This is a genomic window from Caulobacter sp. 602-1 (genome assembly GCF_003931565.1).
GTDB lineage: Bacteria > Pseudomonadota > Alphaproteobacteria > Caulobacterales > Caulobacteraceae > Caulobacter.
The window spans coordinates 143,663-166,229 of record NZ_RRYI01000010.1 but is presented as its reverse complement, the minus strand read 5'-3'; the positions used below and the strand labels follow the sequence as shown (position 1 = coordinate 166,229).

20 protein-coding genes, 1 tRNA gene and 1 pseudogene are annotated in these 22,567 nt (G+C 67.1%); 16 read left to right on the top strand and 6 right to left on the bottom strand.

What is annotated here, in order from left to right; translation table 11 throughout:
* Positions 1-228: 228 nt before the first annotated feature.
* Positions 229-954: a lipoyl(octanoyl) transferase LipB gene (gene lipB, locus EIK80_RS23175; RefSeq protein WP_125159370.1), complete on the bottom strand. Its 726-nt coding sequence runs from the start codon at positions 952-954 to the stop codon at positions 229-231.
* 12 nt (positions 955-966) lie between these two features.
* On the opposite strand from lipB, the gene EIK80_RS23170 reads away from it, so the two are divergent.
* The 6 genes from EIK80_RS23170 to EIK80_RS23145 all read left to right on the top strand — a co-directional run bounded on the left by EIK80_RS23170 (position 967) and on the right by EIK80_RS23145 (position 6,408).
* Entirely contained in the window at positions 967-1,278 is a 312-nt protein-coding gene (locus EIK80_RS23170) for a FliM/FliN family flagellar motor switch protein (protein ID WP_125159378.1), read from the top strand.
* Between the two features lie 55 nt (positions 1,279-1,333).
* Positions 1,334-1,756: a hypothetical protein gene (locus EIK80_RS23165; protein ID WP_125159369.1), complete on the top strand. Its 423-nt coding sequence runs from the start codon at positions 1,334-1,336 to the stop codon at positions 1,754-1,756.
* A gap of 89 nt (positions 1,757-1,845) precedes the next feature.
* Positions 1,846-1,930 (top strand) — tRNA-Leu (locus tag EIK80_RS23160).
* Between the two features lie 237 nt (positions 1,931-2,167).
* On the top strand, positions 2,168-3,637 hold the full coding sequence (mgtE, locus tag EIK80_RS23155) for a magnesium transporter (RefSeq protein WP_125159368.1): 1,470 nt from the start codon (positions 2,168-2,170) through the stop codon (positions 3,635-3,637).
* 95 nt (positions 3,638-3,732) lie between these two features.
* Positions 3,733-5,058, top strand: coding sequence for a lysozyme-family localization factor SpmX (gene spmX, locus EIK80_RS23150; protein ID WP_125159367.1), 1,326 nt, complete (start codon positions 3,733-3,735; stop codon positions 5,056-5,058).
* A 189-nt stretch (positions 5,059-5,247) separates the two neighbouring features.
* Positions 5,248-6,408, top strand: a complete 1,161-nt coding sequence (locus EIK80_RS23145; protein ID WP_125159366.1) for an isovaleryl-CoA dehydrogenase — start codon at positions 5,248-5,250, stop codon at positions 6,406-6,408.
* 98 nt (positions 6,409-6,506) lie between these two features.
* Here the strand turns inward: EIK80_RS23145 and EIK80_RS23140 are convergent.
* A pseudogene (locus EIK80_RS23140) lies at positions 6,507-6,592 on the bottom strand (hypothetical protein).
* 88 nt (positions 6,593-6,680) lie between these two features.
* Positions 6,681-6,830: a hypothetical protein gene (locus EIK80_RS26180; RefSeq protein WP_158624751.1), complete on the bottom strand. Its 150-nt coding sequence runs from the start codon at positions 6,828-6,830 to the stop codon at positions 6,681-6,683.
* Positions 6,831-6,973: 143 nt separating this feature from the next.
* Between EIK80_RS26180 and EIK80_RS23135 the strand changes: the two genes are divergently transcribed.
* On the top strand, positions 6,974-7,747 hold the full coding sequence (locus EIK80_RS23135) for a methyltransferase domain-containing protein (RefSeq protein ID WP_125159365.1): 774 nt from the start codon (positions 6,974-6,976) through the stop codon (positions 7,745-7,747).
* On the opposite strand, the gene EIK80_RS23130 is transcribed toward EIK80_RS23135, so the two are convergent.
* Positions 7,725-9,500: a patatin-like phospholipase family protein gene (locus EIK80_RS23130; protein ID WP_199743598.1), complete on the bottom strand. Its 1,776-nt coding sequence runs from the start codon at positions 9,498-9,500 to the stop codon at positions 7,725-7,727. The genes EIK80_RS23135 and EIK80_RS23130 overlap by 23 nt on opposite strands.
* 170 nt (positions 9,501-9,670) lie before the next feature.
* Between EIK80_RS23130 and EIK80_RS23125 the strand changes: the two genes are divergently transcribed.
* The 5 genes from EIK80_RS23125 to EIK80_RS23105 all read left to right on the top strand — a co-directional run bounded on the left by EIK80_RS23125 (position 9,671) and on the right by EIK80_RS23105 (position 17,503).
* Entirely contained in the window at positions 9,671-11,263 is a 1,593-nt protein-coding gene (locus EIK80_RS23125; protein ID WP_125159363.1) for a carboxyl transferase domain-containing protein, read from the top strand.
* 22 nt (positions 11,264-11,285) lie between these two features.
* Positions 11,286-12,125: an enoyl-CoA hydratase-related protein gene (locus tag EIK80_RS23120; protein WP_125159362.1), complete on the top strand. Its 840-nt coding sequence runs from the start codon at positions 11,286-11,288 to the stop codon at positions 12,123-12,125.
* 36 nt (positions 12,126-12,161) lie between these two features.
* Positions 12,162-13,448 (top strand): DUF3667 domain-containing protein, encoded by a 1,287-nt coding sequence (locus tag EIK80_RS23115; protein ID WP_233586920.1) that lies wholly within the window; start codon positions 12,162-12,164, stop codon positions 13,446-13,448.
* Positions 13,449-13,457: 9 nt separating this feature from the next.
* The gene (locus EIK80_RS23110; RefSeq protein WP_125159361.1) at positions 13,458-15,422 is read left to right on the top strand and encodes an acetyl/propionyl/methylcrotonyl-CoA carboxylase subunit alpha; all 1,965 of its coding nucleotides are present in this window, start codon (positions 13,458-13,460) and stop codon (positions 15,420-15,422) included.
* 782 nt (positions 15,423-16,204) lie between these two features.
* Positions 16,205-17,503, top strand: coding sequence for a DUF418 domain-containing protein (locus EIK80_RS23105; protein WP_125159360.1), 1,299 nt, complete (start codon positions 16,205-16,207; stop codon positions 17,501-17,503).
* Between the two features lie 492 nt (positions 17,504-17,995).
* Here EIK80_RS23105 and EIK80_RS23100 read toward each other — a convergent pair whose 3' ends face one another.
* Positions 17,996-18,931, bottom strand: a complete 936-nt coding sequence (locus tag EIK80_RS23100; protein ID WP_158624750.1) for a TraB/GumN family protein — start codon at positions 18,929-18,931, stop codon at positions 17,996-17,998.
* Positions 18,932-19,479: 548 nt separating this feature from the next.
* On the opposite strand from EIK80_RS23100, the gene EIK80_RS23095 reads away from it, so the two are divergent.
* Together EIK80_RS23095 and EIK80_RS23090 are read left to right on the top strand one after the other, a co-directional pair.
* Complete coding sequence (locus EIK80_RS23095) at positions 19,480-19,881, top strand: DUF1489 family protein (RefSeq protein ID WP_125159358.1); 402 nt, start codon at positions 19,480-19,482, stop codon at positions 19,879-19,881.
* Positions 19,882-19,972: 91 nt separating this feature from the next.
* Positions 19,973-20,059, top strand: a complete 87-nt coding sequence (locus EIK80_RS23090; RefSeq protein WP_125159375.1) for a hypothetical protein — start codon at positions 19,973-19,975, stop codon at positions 20,057-20,059.
* 10 nt (positions 20,060-20,069) lie between these two features.
* Here the strand turns inward: EIK80_RS23090 and panC are convergent, their stop codons facing one another.
* Positions 20,070-20,921: a pantoate--beta-alanine ligase gene (gene panC / locus EIK80_RS23085; RefSeq protein ID WP_125159357.1), complete on the bottom strand. Its 852-nt coding sequence runs from the start codon at positions 20,919-20,921 to the stop codon at positions 20,070-20,072.
* 195 nt (positions 20,922-21,116) lie between these two features.
* Here panC and EIK80_RS23080 point away from each other — a divergent pair, with 195 nt between their 5' ends.
* Both EIK80_RS23080 and EIK80_RS23075 read left to right on the top strand, forming a co-directional pair.
* The gene (locus EIK80_RS23080) at positions 21,117-21,953 is read left to right on the top strand and encodes a division plane positioning ATPase MipZ (RefSeq protein ID WP_125159356.1); all 837 of its coding nucleotides are present in this window, start codon (positions 21,117-21,119) and stop codon (positions 21,951-21,953) included.
* 156 nt (positions 21,954-22,109) lie between these two features.
* Positions 22,110-22,544, top strand: coding sequence for a DnaJ domain-containing protein (locus EIK80_RS23075; protein WP_125159355.1), 435 nt, complete (start codon positions 22,110-22,112; stop codon positions 22,542-22,544).
* The last annotated feature ends 23 nt before the right edge of the window (positions 22,545-22,567 follow it).

The following is a 22,567-nucleotide window of genomic DNA, read 5'->3' as shown; positions in this document are numbered from 1 at the left end:
GAGACGGATGTAGCCGATCGACTTGGTCCGCGCCCGTCCGGGGGTAAACGGGGACCCGAGCAGACAACGCTCACGCCTCCCGACCTCACGGGCAAGAACAGCCTGGCGGAGCGGTCAAGCGAGCCGAAACAAAAACAAACCTCACGGTCTCCGGGTTCGCCCGGCCGCTCCGTCGCCTCCCCACACGCCTTCAGCGGCCGCGCCGCGTGAGGATGAAAACGCATGACCCTAGATCGGTGCGTCCGCGTCCTCGACCGGCCCGAAGATCTTCTGGAAGCTGGCCTTCAGGGCCGCGTCGGCCTCGTCCAGGGTCACCGGCAGGCCCAGGTCGACCAGGCTGGTCACGCCGTGCTCGGTCTGGCCGCAGGGCACGATGCCGGAGAAGTGGGAAAGGTCCGGCTCCACGTTCAGGCTGATTCCGTGGAAGCTGACCCACTTGCGCAGCTTGACGCCGATGGCGGCGATCTTGTCCTCGCGGCTCCAGCCCGCGCCCTTGCGCTCGACCCAGACGCCGACCCGTCCGTCGCGCAGCTCGCCGGTGACGTTGAAGGCCGCCAGGGCGTCGATGATCCAGGCCTCCAGCGCCGCGACGAAGGCGCGCACGTCGCGGCCGCGCTTGGTCAGGTCCAGCATCACGTAGGCCACGCGCTGGCCGGGGCCGTGATAGGTGAACTGGCCGCCGCGGCCGCTCTCGAACACCGGGAAGCGGTCGGGCTCGATCAGGTCGCCCGGCTTGGCGGAAACCCCGGCCGTGTAGAGCGGCGGATGTTCCAGCAGCCAGATCAATTCGCCCGCCGTTCCGTCGGCGATGGCGGCGGCGCGGGCCTCCATGGCGGCAACGGCTGCCGGGTAGGGGACGTAGTCGGTCGAAACCGCCCACCCAACGCTTGCCGCGTCCTCGCGCCCCATTGTCGGAAGCCCAGTATTTTCAGCGCTTAACGGGAGAGCAAGCATGTGGCCCTAATCTTGCGATCGAGACGGCGGCGACCCGGTCGGTCGCGTGTGTCAGTTCAAGGGTCTTACTTCGTGAGCCAGGTCAACGCCGTCAATGTCGAGATCTCCGTCCTGCTCGGCCGGTCGATCCTTCCCATGCAGCAACTGCTGCGCATGGGCCGCGGCGCGGTGATCCCGCTGGACGCCAAGACCAATGACGAGGTCTGGATCCTGGCCAACAACCACCCGATCGCTCGCGGCGAAATCCAGATCAGCGACGATCGTATCGCCATCCAGGTGACCCGCGCGGCCGACGTCTACGACTACATGGCCGGCGGCGCGTAACCTTCGGTTGCGCTCAAGGTTGGGCATGCCAACATAGCCTCCCAACGGAGGCCTCATGCGACATCGACGCGCGATCCTGATCCTGGCCGGCTGCGTGCTGGCCACCAGCGCCGGGGCGGCGAGTCCTTCGCGCAGCGGCTACTTCGATTCCGTCCGCGTTTCGGCGGAAACGGGCGACGAGGGCGGCATCCAAATCCAGGTCAATGACGGCCCGTCGCCGACCGTGGATGTCTCGCTGTGCGAAGGCGCCTGCCACGACCCGATCCGGTTTCCAGCCAAGATCAAAGGCGACCGGATCAGCTTCCTCTACGTGGAGCCTTTATTCGACTTGAAGGGCGCCAAGGCCGGCGAGACCCGCGCCAAGGTCGAGGGTCGCTTCGTTTCGCGGGGTCTGCTTCTGAAGATGGATTTCCTCGACTCTCCGGACGACGACAAGAACGCCTACGCATTGATCCCGCGTCGCAAGCGCCAGCCGTGAGGGAAGATCGCGCGGCGACTTCCGCGACATATCAACTCGGCTCTTCCCAAAGCTGATTCAGTTTGCTACCAGCCGCCCCTCACCACGATGCGGTCGTGGCGGAATTGGTAGACGCGCAGCGTTGAGGTCGCTGTATCGCAAGATGTGGAAGTTCGAGTCTTCTCGACCGCACCAGTGTTGAACGCAGAATAGAGCGCTCCCGGCGAAATCGGTTTCCGACTCGCTAGGGGCGCTCTAATCGTTTCTGGCCCTGATTTCGCCTCAGGGTCGCTTCATCGGACCCAACAAGCGCGACAGCCGAAAGTGGAAGCCGGTTTCGGCGCCCGTCGCGCGCTGACTTAAAAGGAGAGCCTGTTACTCGTAACAGGCTTGCCCACGAACCCACGCGCTCTTAGAGCTCAGGAGGCCCCCATGACCCGGGACACCGCCGAACTGACCGACGACGTGCTGGATGACATCCCGCTGGACCAGATTCCGCTGGCCAAGTCCGAGACCCCCGAGGAGCTGGAAGATCTCGCCCTCGGCGACGACTACGCCCTCAATCCCGACTATGTCGAGATGGTGATCGACGCCGCCGACAGCGGCGACACCAAGCGTCTGCGCGAGCTGGTGGGCGCCCTGGATCCGGCCGACGTCGCGGACCTGATGGGCTTCCTGACCGCCGACTATCGCGAGCAGGTGATTCCGCTGCTCGACCCCGAGGCGCTGGGCGAGATCATCTCGGAGCTGGAGGACAACATCCGCGAGGAGGTCCTGGAGGCCACCCCGTCCGTGACCCTGGCCCGGGCGCTGGAGGAACTGGACACCGACGACGCCGCCGACGTCATCGACGACCTGGACGACACCAAGCGCTTCCAGGTGCTGGCCGCCATGGGCGAGACCGACCGCGCCGCCATCGAGACGACCCTGTCCTACGAGGATGAGACCGCCGGCCGCCTGATGCAGCGGGAATTCCTGGCCGCGCCGGAATTCTGGACCGTCGGCCAGACCATCGACCACGTCCGCGACGCTGGGGATCAGCTGCCCGAGCTGTTCTTCGACGTCTATGTGGTCGATCCGACCTACAAGCCGGTCGGCGCGATCCCGATCAGCATCCTGCTGCGCAGCCGTCGCGACACGCCGCTGGCCGAGCTGATGGAAGCGGCGACCGAAATCGATGTCGGCATGGACCAGGAAGAGGTCGCCTACATCTTCGACAAGTACCACCTGATCAGCGCCCCGGTCATCGATCCGGGCGGACGGCTGGTGGGTCAGATCACCGTCGACGATATCGTCGAGGTCATCCGGGACGAAGCCCAGGAGGACATCCTGGCCCTGGCCGGCGTGTCCGACGCCGGCCGTGACGCCTCGGTGATCGAGATCGTCAAGTCGCGCCTGCCGTGGCTGATGCTGAACCTGGCCACCGCCACCCTGGCGGTCAGCGGCGTGGCCATCTTCCAGGCCGAGATCGCCCAACTGGTGGCCCTGGCCATCCTGATGCCGATCGTCTCGTCCCTGGGCGGCAACGCCGGCACCCAGACCCTGGCCGTCGCCGTGCGCGCTCTCGCCAGCAAGGAGCTGACCACGGCCAACGCCCGCCGGATCGTGTTGCGGGAGCTGCTGGTCGGCCTGGTGAACGGCGTGTGCCTGGCCCTGGTCATGGGCGCAGCGACCTATCTCTTCTTCGGACCCCAGGACCATCACGGCAAGCTGGCGATCATCGTCGGCTCGGCCCTGATCGCCAACATCTTCACCGCCGCCCTGGGCGGCATCCTGATGCCCTTGGCGCTGGAGAAGATGGGGCGCGATCCGGCGGTGTCCTCGTCGATCTTCGTGACCTTCCTGACCGACTTCACCGGTTTCTTCGCCGTGCTGTTGATCGCCGCCCTGCTGCTGCACTGACGGCTTTCTCGCGCCCCTAGGGAAAACTGGCGCCGACCTTGCGCTGAGACAGGCGAACGCATCCGCGTCTGTCTCAAACTGGGTCAAACTCCGCGATGAAACCGCGCCATCAGGTCACCCGGACGGCCGTCGATCTCATCAAGAGATTCGAGGGCTACCGTCAGAAGGCCGCGCAGCTCCCCGACGGGCGCTGGACGGTCGGCTATGGCCACACCCTGACCGCTCGCGAGGGCGCCTCCGTCTCGGAAAAGGACGCCGAGGCCCTGTTGCTCTATGACCTGATCTCGGTCGCCCACTCGGTCAACGAACACACCTACGCGCCGCTGAACCAGAACCAGTTCGATGCGCTGGTCTGTTTCGCCTTCAATATCGGTCTCGACAACTTCCTCCGCTCGGGCGTGCTGCGCCGGATCAACGAGGGCTCGCTCCTGCAAGCCGCGTGCGCGATGGAGATGTGGCGCAAGGCCGACTTCGAGGGCGAGCGGATCGTCATCGACGCCCTGGTCCGCCGCCGGTCCGCCGAGAAGACGCTGTTTCTGACCCCGGCCAACGGCGAATGGGTGCCCGCGCCCAGCTCCGTGCTGCGCCCAAAGGTCGATTACGACGCCAGCTGCGCCGTGCCGAAACAGACTCCGGTCGCCGTCAATGCTCGCACCGAGGGCGACCGCGTCGTCGCCGAGCGCGAGGAGGGCCTGCCGCTGAGCGTGGTGGCCCCGGAAGAGGACGGCCCGACGGCCACCGAACAGTCGGCCGCCGCGGTCGCCGCGCGCCTGGAGGCCATCCTGCCGGAGACGCCTCTGGCCGCCTCGACCACGACCGCGCCCACCCCGGTCGTGCGCCAGGACGACCTGGGGCTGCCGGAACCCCCGGCGCCGGCCCAGCCCACGGTCGCCGAGCCCGCGCCGGTCCTGTTCCAGGACGAGACGACCACGGCCCCGATCGAACCGGCTCACACTGAGTCCCCTGTGGCCGCTCCGGTCGAGTTCACGCCGTTCCGTCTGACGCCGCAGCCGGTCGAGGAAGTCGAAAAGCCGACGCCGGTCGAAAGCTTCGCCCCGGCCTCGCAGCCGGTCCCGAGCGAGCCGACCCTGTTCGGCGGCCCGGCCGTCAATTCGTCGGTGTTCAACCTCGGCGGCTTCTCGACCAGCGAAGAGGTCGACCTGCGGCCGATGGATGTCTCCATGGTCCCGGCCGAGGCCCCGCGTTTTGGCAATACCAGCCTGCTGGTCAGCCTGGGCATCCTGGGCCTGGCCCTGTTCGGCGGCGGCGTTTTGTGGATCCTGACCGTGGCCGCGGGCTCGGACAGCGGCGTGAAGATGTTCGGCTACGGCGCCAGCATGATTGGCGCGATCTGCTTCGTGGTTTCGGCCTATCTTCTGCTCCGCCGCCTCGCCGGCCCCGATGCGAACGACGACGAATAGTTTTCTTTGCTTCCCGAGAGCCTGTCAGGTCAGATCGCGATCTGACCTGAAAAACAGGCTCTCTCTTTTCGTGGTAGCGCGCTAACCGCCGAAACCGGCAACCACTTTCGGCTAGCGCGCTACGGGAAACTGAGCAAGAACGCCCGCAAGGTTCAGCGCCTTGCGGGCGTTCGTGCTATGGGAGGACGTATGAACACCAATTTCGCACCCTCGATGGATTTCGCGCTGGGTGAGACCGCCGACGCGATCCGAGAGACGACCGCGCGCTTCGCCGCCGACAGGATCGCGCCGCTGGCGGTCCAGATCGACGAGACCAACGAATTCCCGCGTGGCCTGTGGGTCCCGATGGGCGATCTCGGTTTGCATGGCGTCACGGTCGAGGAAGAGTTCGGCGGCCTGGGTCTCGGCTATCTGGAGCACGTGGTGGCCATGGAGGAGGTGTCCCGCGCCTCGGCCTCGGTGGGGCTGAGCTACGGCGCGCACTCCAACCTCTGCGTCAACCAGATCCGCCGCTGGGCCACGCCCGACCAGAAGCAGCGCTATCTGCCCAAGTTGATCAGCGGCGAGCACGTCGGCTCACTGGCCATGAGCGAGGCCGGTTCGGGCTCGGACGTCGTCTCGATGAGGTTGCGGGCCGAGCAAGTTGGCGACCGCTACGTGCTGAACGGCACGAAGTTCTGGATCACCAACGCCCCGCACGCCGACACCCTGGTGGTCTACGCCAAGACGGGCGAGGGCAGCCGCGGCATCACCGCCTTCATCGTCGAGAAGGGCATGAAGGGGTTCAGCGTCTCCAAGAAGCTGGACAAGATGGGCATGCGCGGCAGCGACACCGCCGAGCTGGTGTTCGAGGACTGCGAAATCCCGGAAGAGAATGTCATGGGTCCAGTCGGCGGCGGCGTCGGGGTGCTGATGAGCGGCCTCGACTACGAACGCGCCGTGCTCAGCGCCGGTCCGCTGGGCATCATGCAGGCCTGCCTGGACATCGTCCTGCCCTATGTCCGCGACCGCAAGCAATTCGGATCGCCGATAGGTTCGTTCCAGCTGATGCAGGGCAAGATCGCCGACATGTACGTGGCCCTGAACTCGGCCCGGGCCTATGTCTACGCCGTAGCCCGCGCCTGCGACGCTGGGAAGACCACGCGCTTCGACGCGGCCGGCGCGATTCTGATGGCGTCCGAGAACGCGGTGAAGGTGTCGCTGGAGGCCATCCAGGCCCTGGGCGGGGCGGGCTATACCAAGGAGTGGCCGGTCGAGCGTCTGCTGCGCGACGCCAAGCTCTATGACATCGGCGCCGGCACCAACGAGATCCGCCGCTTCCTGATCGGCCGCGAACTGATCGGGGCCTAGGACGCCATGAAAAAGGGCCGCCCCGATTGCTCGGGACGGCCCTCCATCGTCGTGGCCGCTTTCGCAGCGCGTGACTTAAAACCTTGGGCGCTCAACGCCTAGGCGGAGACCTCACTTGCAAGGCTCCAGGTCACGACTTGCGACCGCGGTTGGAGACAATGAGACACTGGTCACCTCCTTTCAGTTGGTTGAACAACACAAGGAGAATATGGACCCGATTTCGCGGATGAAAAGAGGGAAGCGGCCGCGACGGGACGTCGCGCCGTCCGTGCTCAGATCGCCAGCAGCTTGAAGCCAACCAGAATGGCGGCCCACAGCGCGAACGCCGCGCCGATGGTCAGGGCGCGATTGAAGCTGAGGCGACGAACCCCGGGCGCTCGAGCCCCATGGCCGTTCTGCGTGAGATTGATGGGCGTAAGCATGCCGCGTGAATCCTTCCCTTTGATCCCTCTGTCGGGGCTCTGACTCGGACCGTATGGTAAATCCTCGCCTGTGAGAAGAATTCTTCACAAAAGCCTTCGGTTGCACGACCGACAAATTGTCGCAGGCTAAGATGGGAGCGCTGATGGCTAGCTGGGATCCGGACGTTTACGCGCTCTATCGCCGCTATCGCGAGCGACCGGCGCTGGATCTGCTGACCGCGATCCCCCACGACCTGGAGCCGCGCGAGATCTGGGACCTGGGCTGCGGCCTGGGCGAACAGGCGGCGCTGCTGGCCGCGCGGCATCCGGGCGCGCGGGTGCGGGGCATGGACTCCAGCCCCGAGATGCTGGCGCGGGCCAAGGCCTTGCCGGCGCGGGTCGAGTGGGTGTTGGGCGACATCGCGAGCTTCGCGCCCGAGGTTCCGGCCGATCTGATCTTCAGCAACGCCGCGCTGCAGTGGGTGGACGACCACGCGAACCTGATCCCGCGCCTGGTCGCCAACCTTGCCCCCGGCGGCGTGCTGGCCGCGCAGATGCCGGTGGCTGACGGGTTGGGCTGGCGCGGCGCCTTGACCGAGATCGCCGCCGACGGGCCTTGGGCGGCGCGTTTCACCGGCGTCGAGGGCGTGCGTCGCGCCAATCAGCCCGAGGACTACTACGCCTGGCTGGCTCCGGCCTGTCCCGAGGTCGACATCTGGACCACCACCTATCTGCACGCCCTGCATGGCCAGGATCCGATCGTCGACTGGACCATGGGAACGACCCTGCGGCCCTATCTGGACGCCTTGCCGGATGGCGAGAAAAAGCCCTTCCTTGACGCTTGGCGGGCACGGCTGGCGCGCGACTATCCGCGCCGCGCTGACGGCGTGACGCTGTTCCCGTTCAAGCGGCTGTTCATCGTCGCCCGGAAGGCGTGACGCCCGCGCGCTTCTCGGCCAGGCTGGGCCGGCGGCGCAGTTCGTCGACGGACCGGTTCAAGGCGTCCAGCGCCTGGCTGGCGGCGATGTAGCCGGCTTTCACCGCCGGCTCGAAGGCGCGCCAGTCGCGGATGTCGACGCCTTCCAGTTTCGGCGTGATCAGCACGTCGGTGGCCTCGCGGGCGGCGGCCAGGTCGCGACCCGTCGTCACCGTCGCCGCGCGCATCAGCAGGGCCACGATCGGCGGGCCCTTGCGCCATTCGCCCGAGAGGATCCAGCTCCAGAGCGAGGGCGGCGCGACGATGTCGTCGGCGGTGATGCTTCGGCCGCGGGTGACGTCGACCCCAACGATTGGGCCCAACTGGAAAGACCGCATGACGTCGGCCGGGAAATTCTTCATCACGGCCCCGTCGACCAGCACCTGCCCCTTGTCGGTGGCCGGCGGCAGCACGCCCGGCAGCGAGATCGAGGCCCGCAGCGCCGATTGCAGGTCGCCGGTGCGGTGTAGCTGGTAGGCGCCCGAGGTCAGGTTCGACGACACGCAGAAGAACGGCAGCCACAGGTCGCTGATATCGACCGTGCCGAAATGCTCGTCCAGCCGCGCCTCGACCTTCTCGCCGCGGGTCATGGCGATCAGGGGGAAGGCGATATCGTCCAGGGGACTGGTGTCGACGAAAGCCTTTCGGATGCGGTGCTCCAGTTCTCCGTCGTCCCAGCCCATGGCGATGCCGGCCGCCACGATGGCGCCCATCGAGGCGCCGCCGACGAAGTCGATCGGCACGCCCCGCTCGCGCATCGCCTGGATCGCGCCGATGTGGGCGTAGGCCCGCGCGCCACCGCCGGAGAGCACGAGGCCCACCGATTGGCCGGTCAGCACCCGCGCCAGGCGCTGCATGTCGGCCACGCCGTTTTCACGCAGGTGGAACAGCCGTGCGGCCTGGGTCGCCGCCATCCAGGCGGCCGAGCCGCTGGGCCTGGCCAGGCTGGCCGATTGCAGCAGGATCAGGTCCACCAGCCGCTGGGCCTGCAGCGGGCCCGAGGCGTAGGAGGGGATCTCGGCCGGCGGCGTGCGGTCACCGCGTCCGACCCGGAACAGGCGATCCACCTGACGGCCGACCACGTGCTTCCAGGCGGTCTCGTCGGCCTCGGCGACATAGAGGACGAAGTCGTGCTCGCGCTCGACATTGCTGAACCACTCGGTCGGGGCCAGCAACGACTCGCCGCCTTCGACGGTGACCGAATAGCCCAGGGCCTCCATGCAGCGGCCGAGGCGGTCGACGACCGGCCGAATGGCCAGGCCAGGCTCGATGGCGATAAAGCCGAATACCGACGGATCGCCGATCGCCGCTTGCGTCTGGGCCTGGCGGGACCGGCGGATCATCAGCCGCGACAGTTCCAGCATCACGTGCGGGTCCGCCTCGGCCGCCTCGAAAAAGTCGTCGCGGGGCAGGGACACGACCTCGCTGTCACGCAGGGCCACCATGTAGGCCGAGTGCGCGCTGCCGCCGACCAGAGCCATCTCACCGGCTGGCTCCCCAGGGCGGATGACGCCGAGGAACTGCGGCTCCTGACCCTCTTCGCGGCGGAAGGCGCCCAGGCGTCCGGTCTTCAGGAAATAGAGCTGGTCGGCGTCCTCGCCGGGCCGAAAGAGGGTCGCTCCGCCTGGCAGCGAAAACCACGCGGCCGCCCCGGTCCGCCGCTCTCGGGCGAACAGGCGGGCCAGGGCCGAGTCGTCGGGCAAGGGCGTTTCCACGGCGCGGACGCTAGCCCAGAGCGGCAGGCTTGACCACGGGGGCGCGATCAGGCGCAACTGTTGATCCCGTACATGAAATGTCCGAGAGCGGATTTGGCTCGGAATCTTTCTGTTCGGGGTCCAAAAAACTACGACTTTCTGGATGGGGTGGAAGAGGCTAAGCGTCGGTCATGCCGAAGTTGAACTCCGTTGTCGACGCGTCCGGTGACGCTTTCACCCGCAACGCGGCCCATAACCGCGCCTTGGCCGAGGAACTGCGGGCAAAAGTCGCGGAAGCCGCCTTGGGTGGTCCCGAAAGCTCGCGTGAGCGCCACGCCTCGCGCGGCAAGCTGCTGCCGCGCCAGCGTGTGGAGCGTCTGCTGGACCCGGGCTCGCCTTTCCTGGAGATCGGCCAGCTGGCCGCCTGCGACCTCTATGGCGGCGAAGCGCCCGGCGCGGGCGTCATCTGCGGGGTCGGCCGTGTCTCGGGCCGCGAGGTGATGATCGTCGCCAACGACGCCACGGTGAAGGGCGGGGCCTACTTCCCGATGACGGTGAAGAAGCACCTCCGCGCCCAGGAGATCGCCGCCCAGAACCGCCTGCCGTGCGTCTATCTGGTCGACAGCGGCGGCGCGAACCTGCCGCACCAGGCCGAGGTCTTCCCCGACCGCGACCACTTCGGCCGCATCTTCTTCAACCAGGCGCGGATGAGCGCCGCGGGCATCCCGCAGATCGCCTGCGTCATGGGCTCGTGCACCGCCGGCGGCGCCTATGTCCCGGCGATGAGCGACGAGACGGTGATCGTGCGCAACCAGGGCACCATCTTCCTGGCCGGCCCGCCGCTGGTGAAGGCCGCCACGGGCGAGGTCATCAGCGCCGAAGAGCTGGGCGGGGCCGACACCCACGGCCGCCGCTCGGGCGTCGTCGACCACGTGGCCGAGAACGATGAGCACGCCTTGGAGATCGTCCGCGGGATCGTCGCCAACCTCAACACGACCAAGCCCGACCAACTGGTCATCACCGAGGCCGAGCCGCCGCTGTACGATCCCGAGGAGATCTACGGTATCGTCCCGACCGACGTCCGGGCGCCCTATGACGTCCGCGAGGTGATCGCCCGCATCGTCGACGGCAGCCAGTTCGACGAATTCAAGGCGTTATACGGCACGACCCTGGTCTGCGGTTTCGCCCGCATCTGGGGCCAGCCGGTGGCGATCCTGGCCAACAACGGCGTGCTGTTCAGCGAGAGCGCCGTGAAGGGCGCGCACTTCATCGAGCTGGCCTGCAAGCGCAAGATCCCGCTGGTGTTCCTGCAGAACATCTCGGGCTTCATGGTCGGCGGCAAGTACGAGGCCGGCGGCATCGCCAAGGACGGCGCCAAGCTGGTCACGGCTGTCGCCTCGGCCGAGGTGCCCAAGTTCACCGTCCTGATCGGCGGCAGCTTCGGCGCCGGCAACTACGGCATGTGCGGCCGGGCCTACAGCCCGCGCTTCCTGTTCACCTGGCCCAACAGCCGTATCTCGGTGATGGGCGGCGAGCAGGCCGCCAGCGTGCTGGCCACCGTCCACCGCGACGCCGCCAAGTGGACGCCGGAGGAGGCGGAAGCCTTCAAGGCCCCCATCCGCCAGCGCTATGAGGATGAGGGCAATCCGTATCACGCCACGGCCCGGCTCTGGGACGACGGCATCATTGATCCGGCGCAAACTCGTGACGTGCTGGGCCTCGCAATCTCGGCCAGTCTCAATGCGCCCATCCCGGAGACGACCTTCGGCGTCTTCAGGATGTAGCGTTTAAAAAGGAACGAGCTCCATGACCAACCCGATCGCCGATCCCATCGTCGAGGTGAACGATACCGAGACCATGACCCCGCTCGTCCATATTGAAAGCACCCTCGCGGGGGCGGTGACGGTCTGGATCAACCGGCCCGAAAGGAAAAACGCCTTCGACGCCGAGACCATTTCTGGCCTGCGCCAGGCCTTCGAGACCCTGCACGGCGCCGAGGGCGTGCGGATCGTCTTCCTGCGCGGCGTCAGCGGCATGTTCAGCGCCGGCGCCGACCTCGACTGGATGGCCGGGTCCATCGAACAGGACGAGGATGACAATCGCGCCGACGCGCTGGAACTAGCCCATATGCTCAAGGCGCTGCACGACATTCCGGCCCTGACCGTGGCCCTGGTCGAAGGTCCGGCCTTTGGCGGCGGCGCCGGTCTGGTGGCCGCCTGCGACCATGCCCTGGCCCTGGTCGACGCCCAGTTCTCGTTCTCCGAGGTCAAGCTGGGCCTGACGCCGGCGACCATCAGCCCGTACGTGATCCAGGCTCTGGGGCCGCGCACGACCAAGCTGCTGTTCGCCACCGGTCGTGTGTTCGACGCCGACGACGCCTGGGGTTTTGGCCTGGTCGACGAGGTGTACGAGGACGTGGCCAGCCTGGAAGCCGCCCGCGACGCCCTGATCGAGGAGATGGCCCCCTGCGCTCCCGGCGCGATCGGCGACGCCAAGGCCCTGGTCAACGACTTCGCTGGCCAGAAAATCGACAAGGGGCTGATCGAAGAGAGCGCCAAGCGCATCGCCCGCCATCGCGTTTCGGAGGAAGGCCAAGAAGGGGTGCGCGCCTTCCTCGCCCGTCGTAAACCCTCCTGGGCTGAATAAGACTCAACTTCAGCGACGTTTTGGGGGGCGTAGGGCGTGATCACGGGAGCTGAACTGGAAGCGGCGGCGGCCGACTCGGCGGGCGGCTATGTCCGGCCGAAGAGAAAGCCGTTCGACCACAAGGGCGAGCCTTGCAAGAATTGCGGCACGCCCCTGGAGGGCTGGTACTGTTATTCGTGCGGCCAGAACGCCGACACCCATCATCGGTCGATCCTGCACCTGATCTGGGAGGCCATCGAGGGGATGTTCCACCTCGATGGTCGTCTGGCCAACACCCTGCCGTTGATGTTCTTCAAGCCGGGCAAGCTGGCCAAGGACTACATGGAAGGCCGGATCGTGCGGCACGTGCCGCCGTTCCGCACCTTCCTGGTCGCTCTGCTGCTGTTCATCTTCGCCGCCGAGCACGCCATTCACGGCATCCGTCACGAGATGGAGCTGAAGGAAGAGCGCGAGGCCGCCCAGCTGGCCACGCCGGCGGGCCGCAAGGCCAAGGCCGACGAGATCCGCAAGGAGGCGACGTCCGAACGCGCCGATCGCCTGAAAGGCGCCGCCGAGGAGCGCGACGCCGCCCTCAAGGAAGAGGGCGCCGACAAGGCCAGGATCGCCACGACCTACGCCGAACGGATCAAGCGGTACGAGGCGCGCTACGCCGACAAGATGGCGCAGGCCCTGGCGCTGGAGAACAACCCGAACGCCGCCGCCGAAGCCTTGGCCGAGAGCAAGCGGAAGATGTCCAGCGCCGCCCAGCAGGTCCGCGACCTCAAGCTGGACGAGGCCGAGGTTCTGCCGAACGGCCAGCAGAAGCTGACCGGGACCACGATCGACGGCGTGCAGGTCAACGTCACCGTTCCCGGCGACGTGAAGGGCCACAAGAACTTCGCCAAGGACGCCTCCAAGGGCTGGCTGAAGGAGAACCTGGCCAAGGCCATCGAGAATCCGGACTACTACCTGCTGGTCCTGTTCGGCTGGGCCCACCGCCTGGCGGTGCTGCTGCTGCCGATCACCGGCCTGTCCCTGGCGCTGGTCTATCTGAACAAGCGCCAGTACTTCATCTACGACCACCTGCTGGTGGCCACGAACCTGCTGTCGTTCTCGTTCCTGATCTACGCCCTGTGCATGGTTCTGCCGATGTCGGCTTGGCCGACCGCCTTCGCGATCGCCGGCCTGTGGGGCCCGATCAACCTCTTCCAGACGATGCGGGGCGGCTACGGCTCCAGCATCTTCGGCGCCCTGCTGAAGACATGGATCGTCTGGACCATCGGCGTCACGTCCTTCGGCCTTCTGCTGCTGAGCCTGATGGTCTTCACCCTTTCCCAGATGTAGGTCTCCGCCTTGATCTCCTCCGTCCTGATCGCCAACCGAGGCGAGATCGCCCGTCGCATCATCCGCACCGCTCGTGAGCTGGGCGTGCGGACGATCGCCGTCTATTCCGAAGCGGACGCCCATGCGCCCTTCGTGATGGAGGCCGACGCCGCGATCCTGATCGGCCCGGCGCCGGCCAAGGAGAGCTATCTGGATCCGCGGAAGATCCTGGCCGCGGCCCGTCAGATGGGGGCCGAGGCCATCCACCCCGGCTACGGCTTTCTCTCCGAGAACGCCGAGTTCGCGCAGAGCGTGATCGAGGCGGGCCTGGTCTGGATCGGTCCGCCGCCCTCGGCGATCCGGGCCATGGGCCTGAAGGACGCCGCCAAGAAAGTGATGATCGAGGCCGGCGTGCCGACCACGCCGGGCTATATGGGCGAGGACCAGTCAGTCGAACGGCTCACGGCCGAAGCCGGCAAGATCGGCTATCCCGTGCTGATCAAGGCCGTGGCCGGCGGCGGCGGCAAGGGCATGCGCAAGGTCGACAAGGCGGACGACTTCGAGGCCGCCCTCGGCTCGTGCCGCCGCGAGGCCGCCGCCAGCTTCGGCGACGACCGGGTGCTGCTGGAGAAATACGTCACCCGGCCGCGTCACATCGAGGTGCAGGTGTTCGGCGACCAGCACGGCAACGTCGTCCACCTGTTCGAGCGCGACTGCTCGCTGCAGCGTCGCCACCAGAAGGTCATCGAGGAGGCTCCGGCCCCGGGCATGGACGAGGCCACGCGAGAGGCCGTCTGCGCCGCCGCGGTCAAGGCCGCCCAGGCGGTGGGCTATGTCGGGGCCGGCACGGTCGAGTTCATCGCCGACGCCAGCGAAGGCCTGCGGGCCGACCGCATCTGGTTCATGGAGATGAACACCCGTCTGCAGGTCGAGCATCCGGTCACCGAGATGGTCACCGGCCAGGACCTGGTCGAGTGGCAGCTCTTGGTCGCCTCGGGCGAGCCGCTGCCGCTGGACCAGGACGAGATCACGCTGGACGGCTGGGCCATGGAGGCCCGCCTCTATGCCGAGAACCCGGCCACCGGCTTCCTGCCCTCGACCGGCAAGCTGAAGCACTTCCGCCTGCCCGAAGGCGACGTCCGCGTCGACAGCGCGGTGGAGGAGGGCGGCGAGGTGACGCCCTTCTACGATCCGATGATCGCCAAGCTGATCGCCCATGGCGCCGACCGCGAGGACGCCGCCCAGCGCCTGGCCGAGGCCTGCGCCCTGGTCGAGGTCTGGCCGGTCAAGACCAACGCCGCCTTCCTGGCCAAGTGCGCCAGCCACCCGGACTTCGTCGACGGCGCCGTCGACACCGGCTTCATCGAGGCCCGCCTGGACGAACTGGTCGAGCGGTCGTTCAGCGACGAGCCGGCCATGGCCGCAATCGGCTGGCGGCTGGACAGCTTCCTGGAGGCCGAGGCCCGCCGCGATCCGTGGGAAAGCGCGCCGTCCAAGCTGCTGGGCTTCCGCATGAACGCCCCCCGCGCCCCGATGCATCTGCCGATGTCGGCCGACGGCAAGGCCATGCCGCTGCAGGTCGCCCTGATCGGCGGCGGCTCCGAGGACTGGTCCTGGGACATCCGCCACGCCGATGGCGCGACCTTCGACGAGGTCACCCGTCTGCCGACGACCTACGGCAAGGGGCCGATCCAGGTGTTCGAGGGCGGCGACGTCCAGACCTTCGATTTCGAGGCCAAGGTCGGTGGCGCGGGCGAGGGGGCGGCCTCCGACGGGAAGATCCTGTCGCCAATGCCGGGCAAGATCGTCTCGGTCGCCGTCCAGGCCGGCCAGACGGTGAGCAAGGGCCAGACGCTGCTGACCCTGGAAGCGATGAAGATGGAGCACGCTTTGGCCGCGCCGTTCGACGGCGTGGTCGCCGAGCTCGCGGCCGTCGCCGGCGGCCAGGTCAGCGAGGGCGTGGTGCTGGCGCGGCTTGAGGCGGCGGTCGGCTGAGGCGGACGCGCCTCCGCCTCTTCACGCGGCCAGCCGCTGAAGTTCGTGGAAAGGGACGCGGAGCGCCGGGCGACGCCCGGGGTGTGAGTAGAGAAATACCGTTTCGACGAAGCCCAGCGCTCCGCGCGGTCGTTATCCGGAAGCGTGGCGCCCCGACGCTGTTCGCGCCTGTTCGCCCTTGAAGCCTCCGACGGGCGGGCCAGGCCGCGAAGCCTGGTCCCGGATGTCCGGGTTTCCCCGAACCTGTCGCCTCGTCGGCCCGACATCCCACGTCGTTTCTGTGTTCCAGGGCCGACCGCCGCCAGAGGGATGCAGTTGCGGAGCTTCCCCCGCGCCGACGAGCACGCCCGCTCGATCGCTCCCCGCCGCCGCAACGGTCGCTGGCCATGCGCCCTTTCCTCGCGACGAGGTGCAAGCATTATGGCGCCGGGCTGAACGCCGATCGTTCAGGGGCGTGTAAAATCGACAAGTGTCTGATTTCGCTGGATCCGAGATCGCGAATGCCGGGGATGGAGCGCCCTGAATGCTCTTCCGGACGCCGCTCGGCGGGGGCGGCTTCCGGGTGTGGAGCTGATTTCGGCCCCCGACCCGTTGGCGGACGATATATCCGTCTGCGCCTTGATGCGCGGCGTCGCCGTCTGGCGCCATGCATGCGGCGCCCGAGACGGGGCGCCCCGCAGCCGCCTTACAGGCTTGCCACCCAAGGTGTCGCCATGACGCTTCCGCAGTCTGAGCATCCCAACTAGACCTAGGCGTAGAGCAAACGTGGGGCTGGGGTGTTCATGAGCGGGGTCTACGCGCCAAGAGGCGCTGACGGGCGGTTCCCCAACCTCGACGTTCTACGGGGGATCGCCGTATGCGCGATCCTGCCGGTCAATATTGTCGTCATGGGCACGGTCGATGACCGCGAAGGCCTGCTGTATCCCTCCCGCTGGAACTTGGACCGCATCCTTTGGTGTGTGGAGCAGCTCCTCTTCGAGGGGCCGGCTCGTGGCCTGTTCACGTTACTCTTCGGCGCGGGAATGGCGCTCATGCTCAAGAGCGCCGAAGGCGATCAGCCTCAGATCGGGGTGATTGACGCCTGGGCGCGGCGCTGCGTCGTGCTTCTTGGGATGGGCGTGACACAGTTCGCCGTCTTCATGTGGCCGGGGGAGATCCTCTGGACATATGGGATTGCGGGACTTTTCCTGCTCGCCTTTCGGCCGTGCCGGCCACGCACGCTATGCGTCGCTGCGGCGGTATTGCTTCTGGGTCTTTCCGGGCTGCGAGCCTACGACACCAACAAGACGGTCCAGGTGTATGCAAGCGCTCCGGCTGCCGCGGCCGCGAAGGCCGAGGGGCGACCGCTTTCAGAAGCGCAAGAGGCCGCGCTCAAGGCCGTTCAATCTGCTCATGAAGCGCTCTACCCCAACCCCTCCAATACCGCCGAACAGATTGAGCAACGCACGCATCTGAGAAGTTTGATCGCCTGGAGCGCCAATGGCTGGGTTTGGCGGCACTTATCGACGTGGAGTTGGCCGGGCGTCGTCGAGTGCCTGAGCTTCATGCTCATCGGGATTGCGCTCTATCGCACCGGACTGCTCACCGGAGCGGCGGCCACCAAGACCTATGTGCTTGTCGCGGTGATTGGCTACGGCTTTGGCCTATCCGTGCGCGTGGCAAATCTGGCTTGGATGGCGCGAACAGGGTTTGAGCTCGACCCCAACCGGCTGGCGCCCGCCATATCAGTCCTGCGGTCATTTCTATACGAGCCTGCGCGGCTTGGCGTGACCATGGGACACCTCGCCATCATCACATTGCTGTTCAAGTCTGGGGCCTTGGGTGGCGCGAAGGTGTTGCGGGCGCTGGGGCGAACGTCCCTTACGACCTATACCCTTCAGTCGCTGCTTACCTCCCTGCTGTTCTACGGTTGCGGGCTTGTTGGCGCTATGAGCTTCACGAGACTGATGGCGACCTCGGTCGCCATCTGGGTTGTCTCTGGCGCCGTCGCCCTGCTTTGGCTTCAGAGGTTTTCCATGGGGCCAGCCGAATGGCTGATCCGCGCGCTCTCCTATGGCCGATCGAAGATAAAGGCCTCGTGACGCCTCCACCTTGCGGAGGCGTCGTCATCGACGTCACGGCTCCCGGGCTGAAACGCCGGATCGGACAGCGAGGACCCCGCTCGACTGGAGAAACCTTCGCCCTGCCCGAGCCTCCGCCCCTGACCACGCTCGCTGACACGTCCGCTCCCCATCCAAACCGAACTGGGGAAGGGCCGCTTGTGGCCACGCCGCCGAATGTCCGAATGTTGGCGCGATGCTCCCGGCGATGAACGACCCGTTGCGGACAATAGCCGCCGGCCGGTTCGAGGGCTTTCCTTTTGGTCGACACGGATGATCGTCGATGGCGCCCGGCTTGCGCCTTAGATCACCAGCGCCCCCTCGTAGTTTTCAGCGTCGTCCGTCCGAGCGCCGTTTCCCAGGCGTTCACGGACCTTCCCGGAGTTTCCCGCAGGCCTGGTGAGCGGAGTCCTCAAACTCTGGACGGGCGGAGAGCAGATCGCGCGAGCCCATGAGCCCGCGCACGATTGGCCCTCAGATCACCTCAAATCCGGCGCGCCGTAACTGGACCAGCATGCTTTCCGGGCCGACGAGGTGATAGAGGCCAACAACGACCAGCGTCGGCTTCGGCGCGTTGAGCATCGTCTCGAAGCGCGGAACCCAGGCGCGGTTCCGTTCGACCGTGAGCTTGGCGTAAAGCTCCGGATAATCGCGACGTTCGTGATCGACAAAATCCGCCGCCGCCGTCTGTCGGCCCGCGAGCCATTCTGTCGATATGCGTTCGGACCCTTCGCGGCCCAGCAACGCGCCATCGACGGCGTAGCAAAGGAACTGCGCCTCCTGTTTCGGGGTCATGCCGGCGAACCAGGCAAAGACGTCGTCCTTCACCTCGAACTCGCTCGAGACTGGAACCCCGATTTCGGTGGCCCGTGCGCTGAGAACGGCGTTGGCTGATTTCCCGGTCAGACCTGCGGCTCGGTAACCAGCGTCCTCGATCGTCGCGCCGATCAGCCAAGGCCGCGCGCCAGCCAGATCGTTCATGGATACGGCGGTCAGAGCCATTGCGGTCTTCAAGCGGGCCAACTGCTCCGGCGACAGCAGCTCCAGAGACGAAGGCGACGTCGACATGCCAAACTGCTTGATGAGCTCTCCACCGGGACGCCGGTAGATCTGGTTCGTCTCGGTCCACAGACGGCCGCAACGCTCCAGCAACGCCACGATCTCAGGTGCGCGCCAATCAACGGGGCGGGGCAGGGTTTCGCCCAGAACATAGATGCGCTTGCCGCCCTTCTTGACAGTCCAGAGCGGCGCCTTAGGGGCGGCAAGCACCGATCTTGGCGCTAGAGCAACGCAAGCCGCGGGGAGCCCATAGCCGAGGAACTGGCGGCGGGTGCGCTGGATGTCCGGCAACTGGGCATCGACACTTGTCGGGAAGGCAAGCTTGGCCAACGGCGCGCTCGGTTCCTTCATGCCGTCAGTACTCCCGTTCCAGTCTAAGACTGGCTTTCGCATGCGTCGGTCTTCTCATCACCTTAAGTTTAGTTCATGTCGAAGGCGACCGAACGTCGCCTCCTGCCGCCACGCCAATGGCGGCTCCTGGCGCCGGGCGGTCGCTCGGAAAGGCCAGCCTGAAGGTCGGCAGTCCACCCCGAACATCCCCCCGTCCGGTCCGCTTTTCGGAATCGGCTCAAGGTCCGGTTCCCGGCGTGGCCCCGTTTCCGCACCCGACCCCTGGCAGCCACTCATTCCTGCTATCTGGGGCGGGTCGAGGCCGGGGGCCACCTCTCGCGACCTTCAAGGCTCCAGCTCCCAACGAAGACCGCCGCTGCGGACGGCCTCCCACAAGGCGTCCGAAACGGCGGCATGGAGCCCTCCGGGCTCGGATCACGCCCCCACATGAACGCGATACGTAAGGGATAACGCTGTCATCTCGACCGTCGATCGGTTTCGCCCACCGAGCGAGAAGGGGGGGCGAACAGGTCGGTTGCCTTGCCCCGGTGAAGCGCTATCTAGCGCCCATGGCGTTGCACATCATCAAGCTGGTCGTCGGCTGCGAGACCATCGACGATCTCCTGGCCTGGCACAGGGACGAGAGCCAGCCCTGGATCATGCACACCCGCATGACGCCCAAGCGGATCGACGAGGTGCTGGACGGCGGCTCGCTGTATCGGGTGTTCAAGGGTCAGATCCTGTGCCGCCAAAGGATCCTGGCCATCGATACGGTCGGGGAGGGCGCGGCCTCGCGCTGCGAGGTCACGGTCGATCCGCCGATCATCCGCGTGGCGCCCCAGCCGCGTCGGGCCTTCCAGGGCTGGCGCTATCTCAAGCCCGAGGACGCGCCGCCGGACCTGACCGAAGGCGAGGCCGCCGACCTGCCGCCGGATCTCGCCCGTCAGCTGCGCGAACTGGGCGCGTGGTGACGTTCGTCTGGATAACTTTCAGGTGTTGCGTTATCTAAATGGCAATCATGGCGGGTGTCATCTTGTCGCAGGGGACAAGGGAGAGATGACGATGAAGGCCGGTTTCGCCGCCTTGGGCGTTGGGATGCTGTTCGTGGGCTTGATCGCCGGGCTGCTGATCGCGCTGAAGCCGATCTAGGCCTGACTCCTCAGATCACGGCCATGTTGTCGATCAGCCGCGTCCTGCCCAGCCACGCGGCGACCAGGATGCGGCCGTCGGCCTGACCGATCGGGCCGGGGCCCAGGCGCGACAGATCGCTGGCTTCGCGCACTTCCATATAGTCGACCTGGCCAAAGCCGGCCGCCTTCAGGGCGGCCGTCGCTGCTTGCTCGGCCTCGTCGATCCGACCGCCCGCGGCGACCGCGGCGGCCGCGGCCTTGATCGCCGTCGGCAGGGCCACGGCGGCGGCGCGCTCTTCGGCCGACAGATAGGCGTTGCGGGAGGAGAGGGCGAGACCGTCCTCGGCCCGCGCCGTCGGGGCGCCGATGATCTCGATGGGGATGTCCAGGTCGCGGGTCATCCGCTTGACCACCTGAAGCTGCTGATAGTCCTTCTCGCCGAACACCGCGACGTCGGCCTGGCTCTGGATGAACAGCTTGGCGACCACGGTGGCGACGCCGCCGAAGAATTGCGGGCGCGCCGCGCCTTCGAGGGGTTCGGAGACGCCCGAGACGGTGATCGCCGTGGCGAAGCCGGGGGCGTACATCTCCGCGCCGTTGGGCGCGAACATCAGGTCGCAGCCGACCGAGGCCAGCTTCTCGGCGTCCATCGCTTCGCCGCGCGGATAGGCGTCGAAGTCCTCGTGCGGGGCGAACTGCTTGGGATTGACGAAGACGGTGGCGATCACCCGGTCGGCGTTCCGCTGGGCCAGGCGGATCAGGGTCAGGTGGCCCTCGTGCAGGGCCCCCATGGTCGGGACCAGGGCCACGCGCTGGCCGGCGGCCTTCCACGCGCGGACATGCTCGCGCATTTCGGCGACGGTGCGGACGATCTGGGTCATGGCGGGCTCCACGCGGACAGGCCGCGCTTATGGCCTCGTGGCTTCCGCAGGTCCACCGTCCGTTGCGCCAGCCCGCGCCGGGGGTGCGACAATTATGCTTGTGGATTGAGCCGGTTGACCCGCTAGGGCGTCGGTAACATCGTGTTAACCTTCAGTCCAAGGTCGCGCGAGTCGCGACGCATCGAGGATCGAGCCATGGCCGAAACGCGCGTCATCGTCGTCGGCAACGAAAAGGGTGGTGCGGGCAAGTCCACCATCGCCGTCCACCTTGTCACCGCGCTGCTGTACGGCGGCGCCAAGGTCGCCGTGCTGGACCTGGACCTTCGCCAGCGCACCTCGGGCCGGTTCTTCGAGAACCGCCGGGCCTGGGCCGCCAACAAGAAGCTCGATCTGCCCATGCCGCTGGCGCTGGACCTCAGCGACAACGACATCGCCCTGGCCGAAAAGGGCGAGGCGGAGCAGGTCGCCGGCTTCGAGGCCGCCTTCGCCAAGGCGGCCGAGGCGTGCGACTTCATCCTGATCGACACCCCCGGCGGCGACAGCGCCATCACGCGCCTGGCCCACGGCCGCGCGGATCTGGTCGTCACGCCGATGAACGACAGCTTCGTCGATTTCGACATGCTGGGCACGGTCGACCCGGTGACCTTGGATCTGATCAAGCCCAGCCTCTATTCGCTGACCGTCTGGGAAGGTCGCAAGCAGCGGGCCCTGTCGGGCCAGCGCCAGGCCATGGACTGGGTGGTGCTGCGCAACCGCCTGGCCACCACCGAGGCCCGCAACCGCAAGCGCCTGGAGGACCGCCTCACGGCGCTCGCCAAGCGCGTCGGCTTCCGCATCGGCCCCGGCCTGCGCGACCGCGTGATCTATCGCGAGCTGTTCCCGTTCGGCCTGACCATCGCCGATCTGTCGCCCCAGGTGCGTCCGGTGCCGGTGTCGCTGCAGCACCTGGCCGCCCGTCAGGAACTGCGCGCCCTGATGCACAGCCTGGGCCTGTCGGCCCATTCCGGCGAGACCCTGCTGGCGGCGCAGTAGCCCTGGGGCTACATAGTTGACGAGCGGGCGGGAGAGCGCGTTGGGCGAAAGTGTGCGCGGTTTCGCCCGGCGAACGCGCTCCCATGCTTAGTTCTAAAGCCTGCTCAGGCAGGCTTTAGGGGTAACCTGCCGCCCGTTTTCGTATCTGGAGTTCCGATGCTGTACCTGCTGCTGGGCGCGGCCATCCTCGTCTTCCTGCTGTGGCCAAAGGGACGCGCGTTCCTGAATGGCGACGGCTGGCGGGTCGGCGCGGGCGCGGCCTCGATCGCCGCCTTCGCCGGGGCGGCCTATGCGTCGATCCGCGGGTCCTGGGGCACGGGGATCGTGCTGGGCGTCATCGGCCTGTGGAGCGTCACCGAGGCCCGCCGCCGGCCGGTCATCCGCCGCGAGATCGTCCACCCGCCCAAGGCCGAGCTCAGCCTGTCCGAAGCCCGGGCCATCCTTGGCGTCGGCCCCGAGGCGACCCTGGACGAGGTCAAGGCCGCCTATATGCGTCTCATCCAGATGGCTCACCCCGACAAGGGCGGCACAGAGGGGCTCGCCGCCCAGCTCAACGCCGCTCGGGATCGTTTGATCAGGCGGCGAAGCTAGGCTACGACTTTCCCCATGATCAA

Excerpts from the sequence above, each read along its gene's own strand:
- lipB (WP_125159370.1), bottom strand. The coding sequence starts at position 954 with ATGCTTGCTCTCCCGTTAAGCGCTGAAAATACTGGGCTTCCGACAATG.
- EIK80_RS23165 (WP_125159369.1), top strand. The coding sequence starts at position 1,334 with ATGCGACATCGACGCGCGATCCTGATCCTGGCCGGCTGCGTGCTGGCC.
- mgtE (WP_125159368.1), top strand. The coding sequence starts at position 2,168 with ATGACCCGGGACACCGCCGAACTGACCGACGACGTGCTGGATGACATC.
- spmX (WP_125159367.1), top strand. The coding sequence starts at position 3,733 with ATGAAACCGCGCCATCAGGTCACCCGGACGGCCGTCGATCTCATCAAG.
- EIK80_RS23145 (WP_125159366.1), top strand. The coding sequence starts at position 5,248 with ATGAACACCAATTTCGCACCCTCGATGGATTTCGCGCTGGGTGAGACC.
- EIK80_RS26180 (WP_158624751.1), bottom strand. The coding sequence starts at position 6,830 with ATGCTTACGCCCATCAATCTCACGCAGAACGGCCATGGGGCTCGAGCG.
- EIK80_RS23135 (WP_125159365.1), top strand. The coding sequence starts at position 6,974 with ATGGCTAGCTGGGATCCGGACGTTTACGCGCTCTATCGCCGCTATCGC.
- EIK80_RS23125 (WP_125159363.1), top strand. The coding sequence starts at position 9,671 with ATGCCGAAGTTGAACTCCGTTGTCGACGCGTCCGGTGACGCTTTCACC.
- EIK80_RS23120 (WP_125159362.1), top strand. The coding sequence starts at position 11,286 with ATGACCAACCCGATCGCCGATCCCATCGTCGAGGTGAACGATACCGAG.
- EIK80_RS23105 (WP_125159360.1), top strand. The coding sequence starts at position 16,205 with ATGAGCGGGGTCTACGCGCCAAGAGGCGCTGACGGGCGGTTCCCCAAC.
- EIK80_RS23100 (WP_158624750.1), bottom strand. The coding sequence starts at position 18,931 with ATGAAGGAACCGAGCGCGCCGTTGGCCAAGCTTGCCTTCCCGACAAGT.
- EIK80_RS23095 (WP_125159358.1), top strand. The coding sequence starts at position 19,480 with ATGGCGTTGCACATCATCAAGCTGGTCGTCGGCTGCGAGACCATCGAC.
- EIK80_RS23090 (WP_125159375.1), top strand. The coding sequence starts at position 19,973 with ATGAAGGCCGGTTTCGCCGCCTTGGGCGTTGGGATGCTGTTCGTGGGC.
- panC (WP_125159357.1), bottom strand. The coding sequence starts at position 20,921 with ATGACCCAGATCGTCCGCACCGTCGCCGAAATGCGCGAGCATGTCCGC.
- EIK80_RS23080 (WP_125159356.1), top strand. The coding sequence starts at position 21,117 with ATGGCCGAAACGCGCGTCATCGTCGTCGGCAACGAAAAGGGTGGTGCG.
- EIK80_RS23075 (WP_125159355.1), top strand. The coding sequence starts at position 22,110 with ATGCTGTACCTGCTGCTGGGCGCGGCCATCCTCGTCTTCCTGCTGTGG.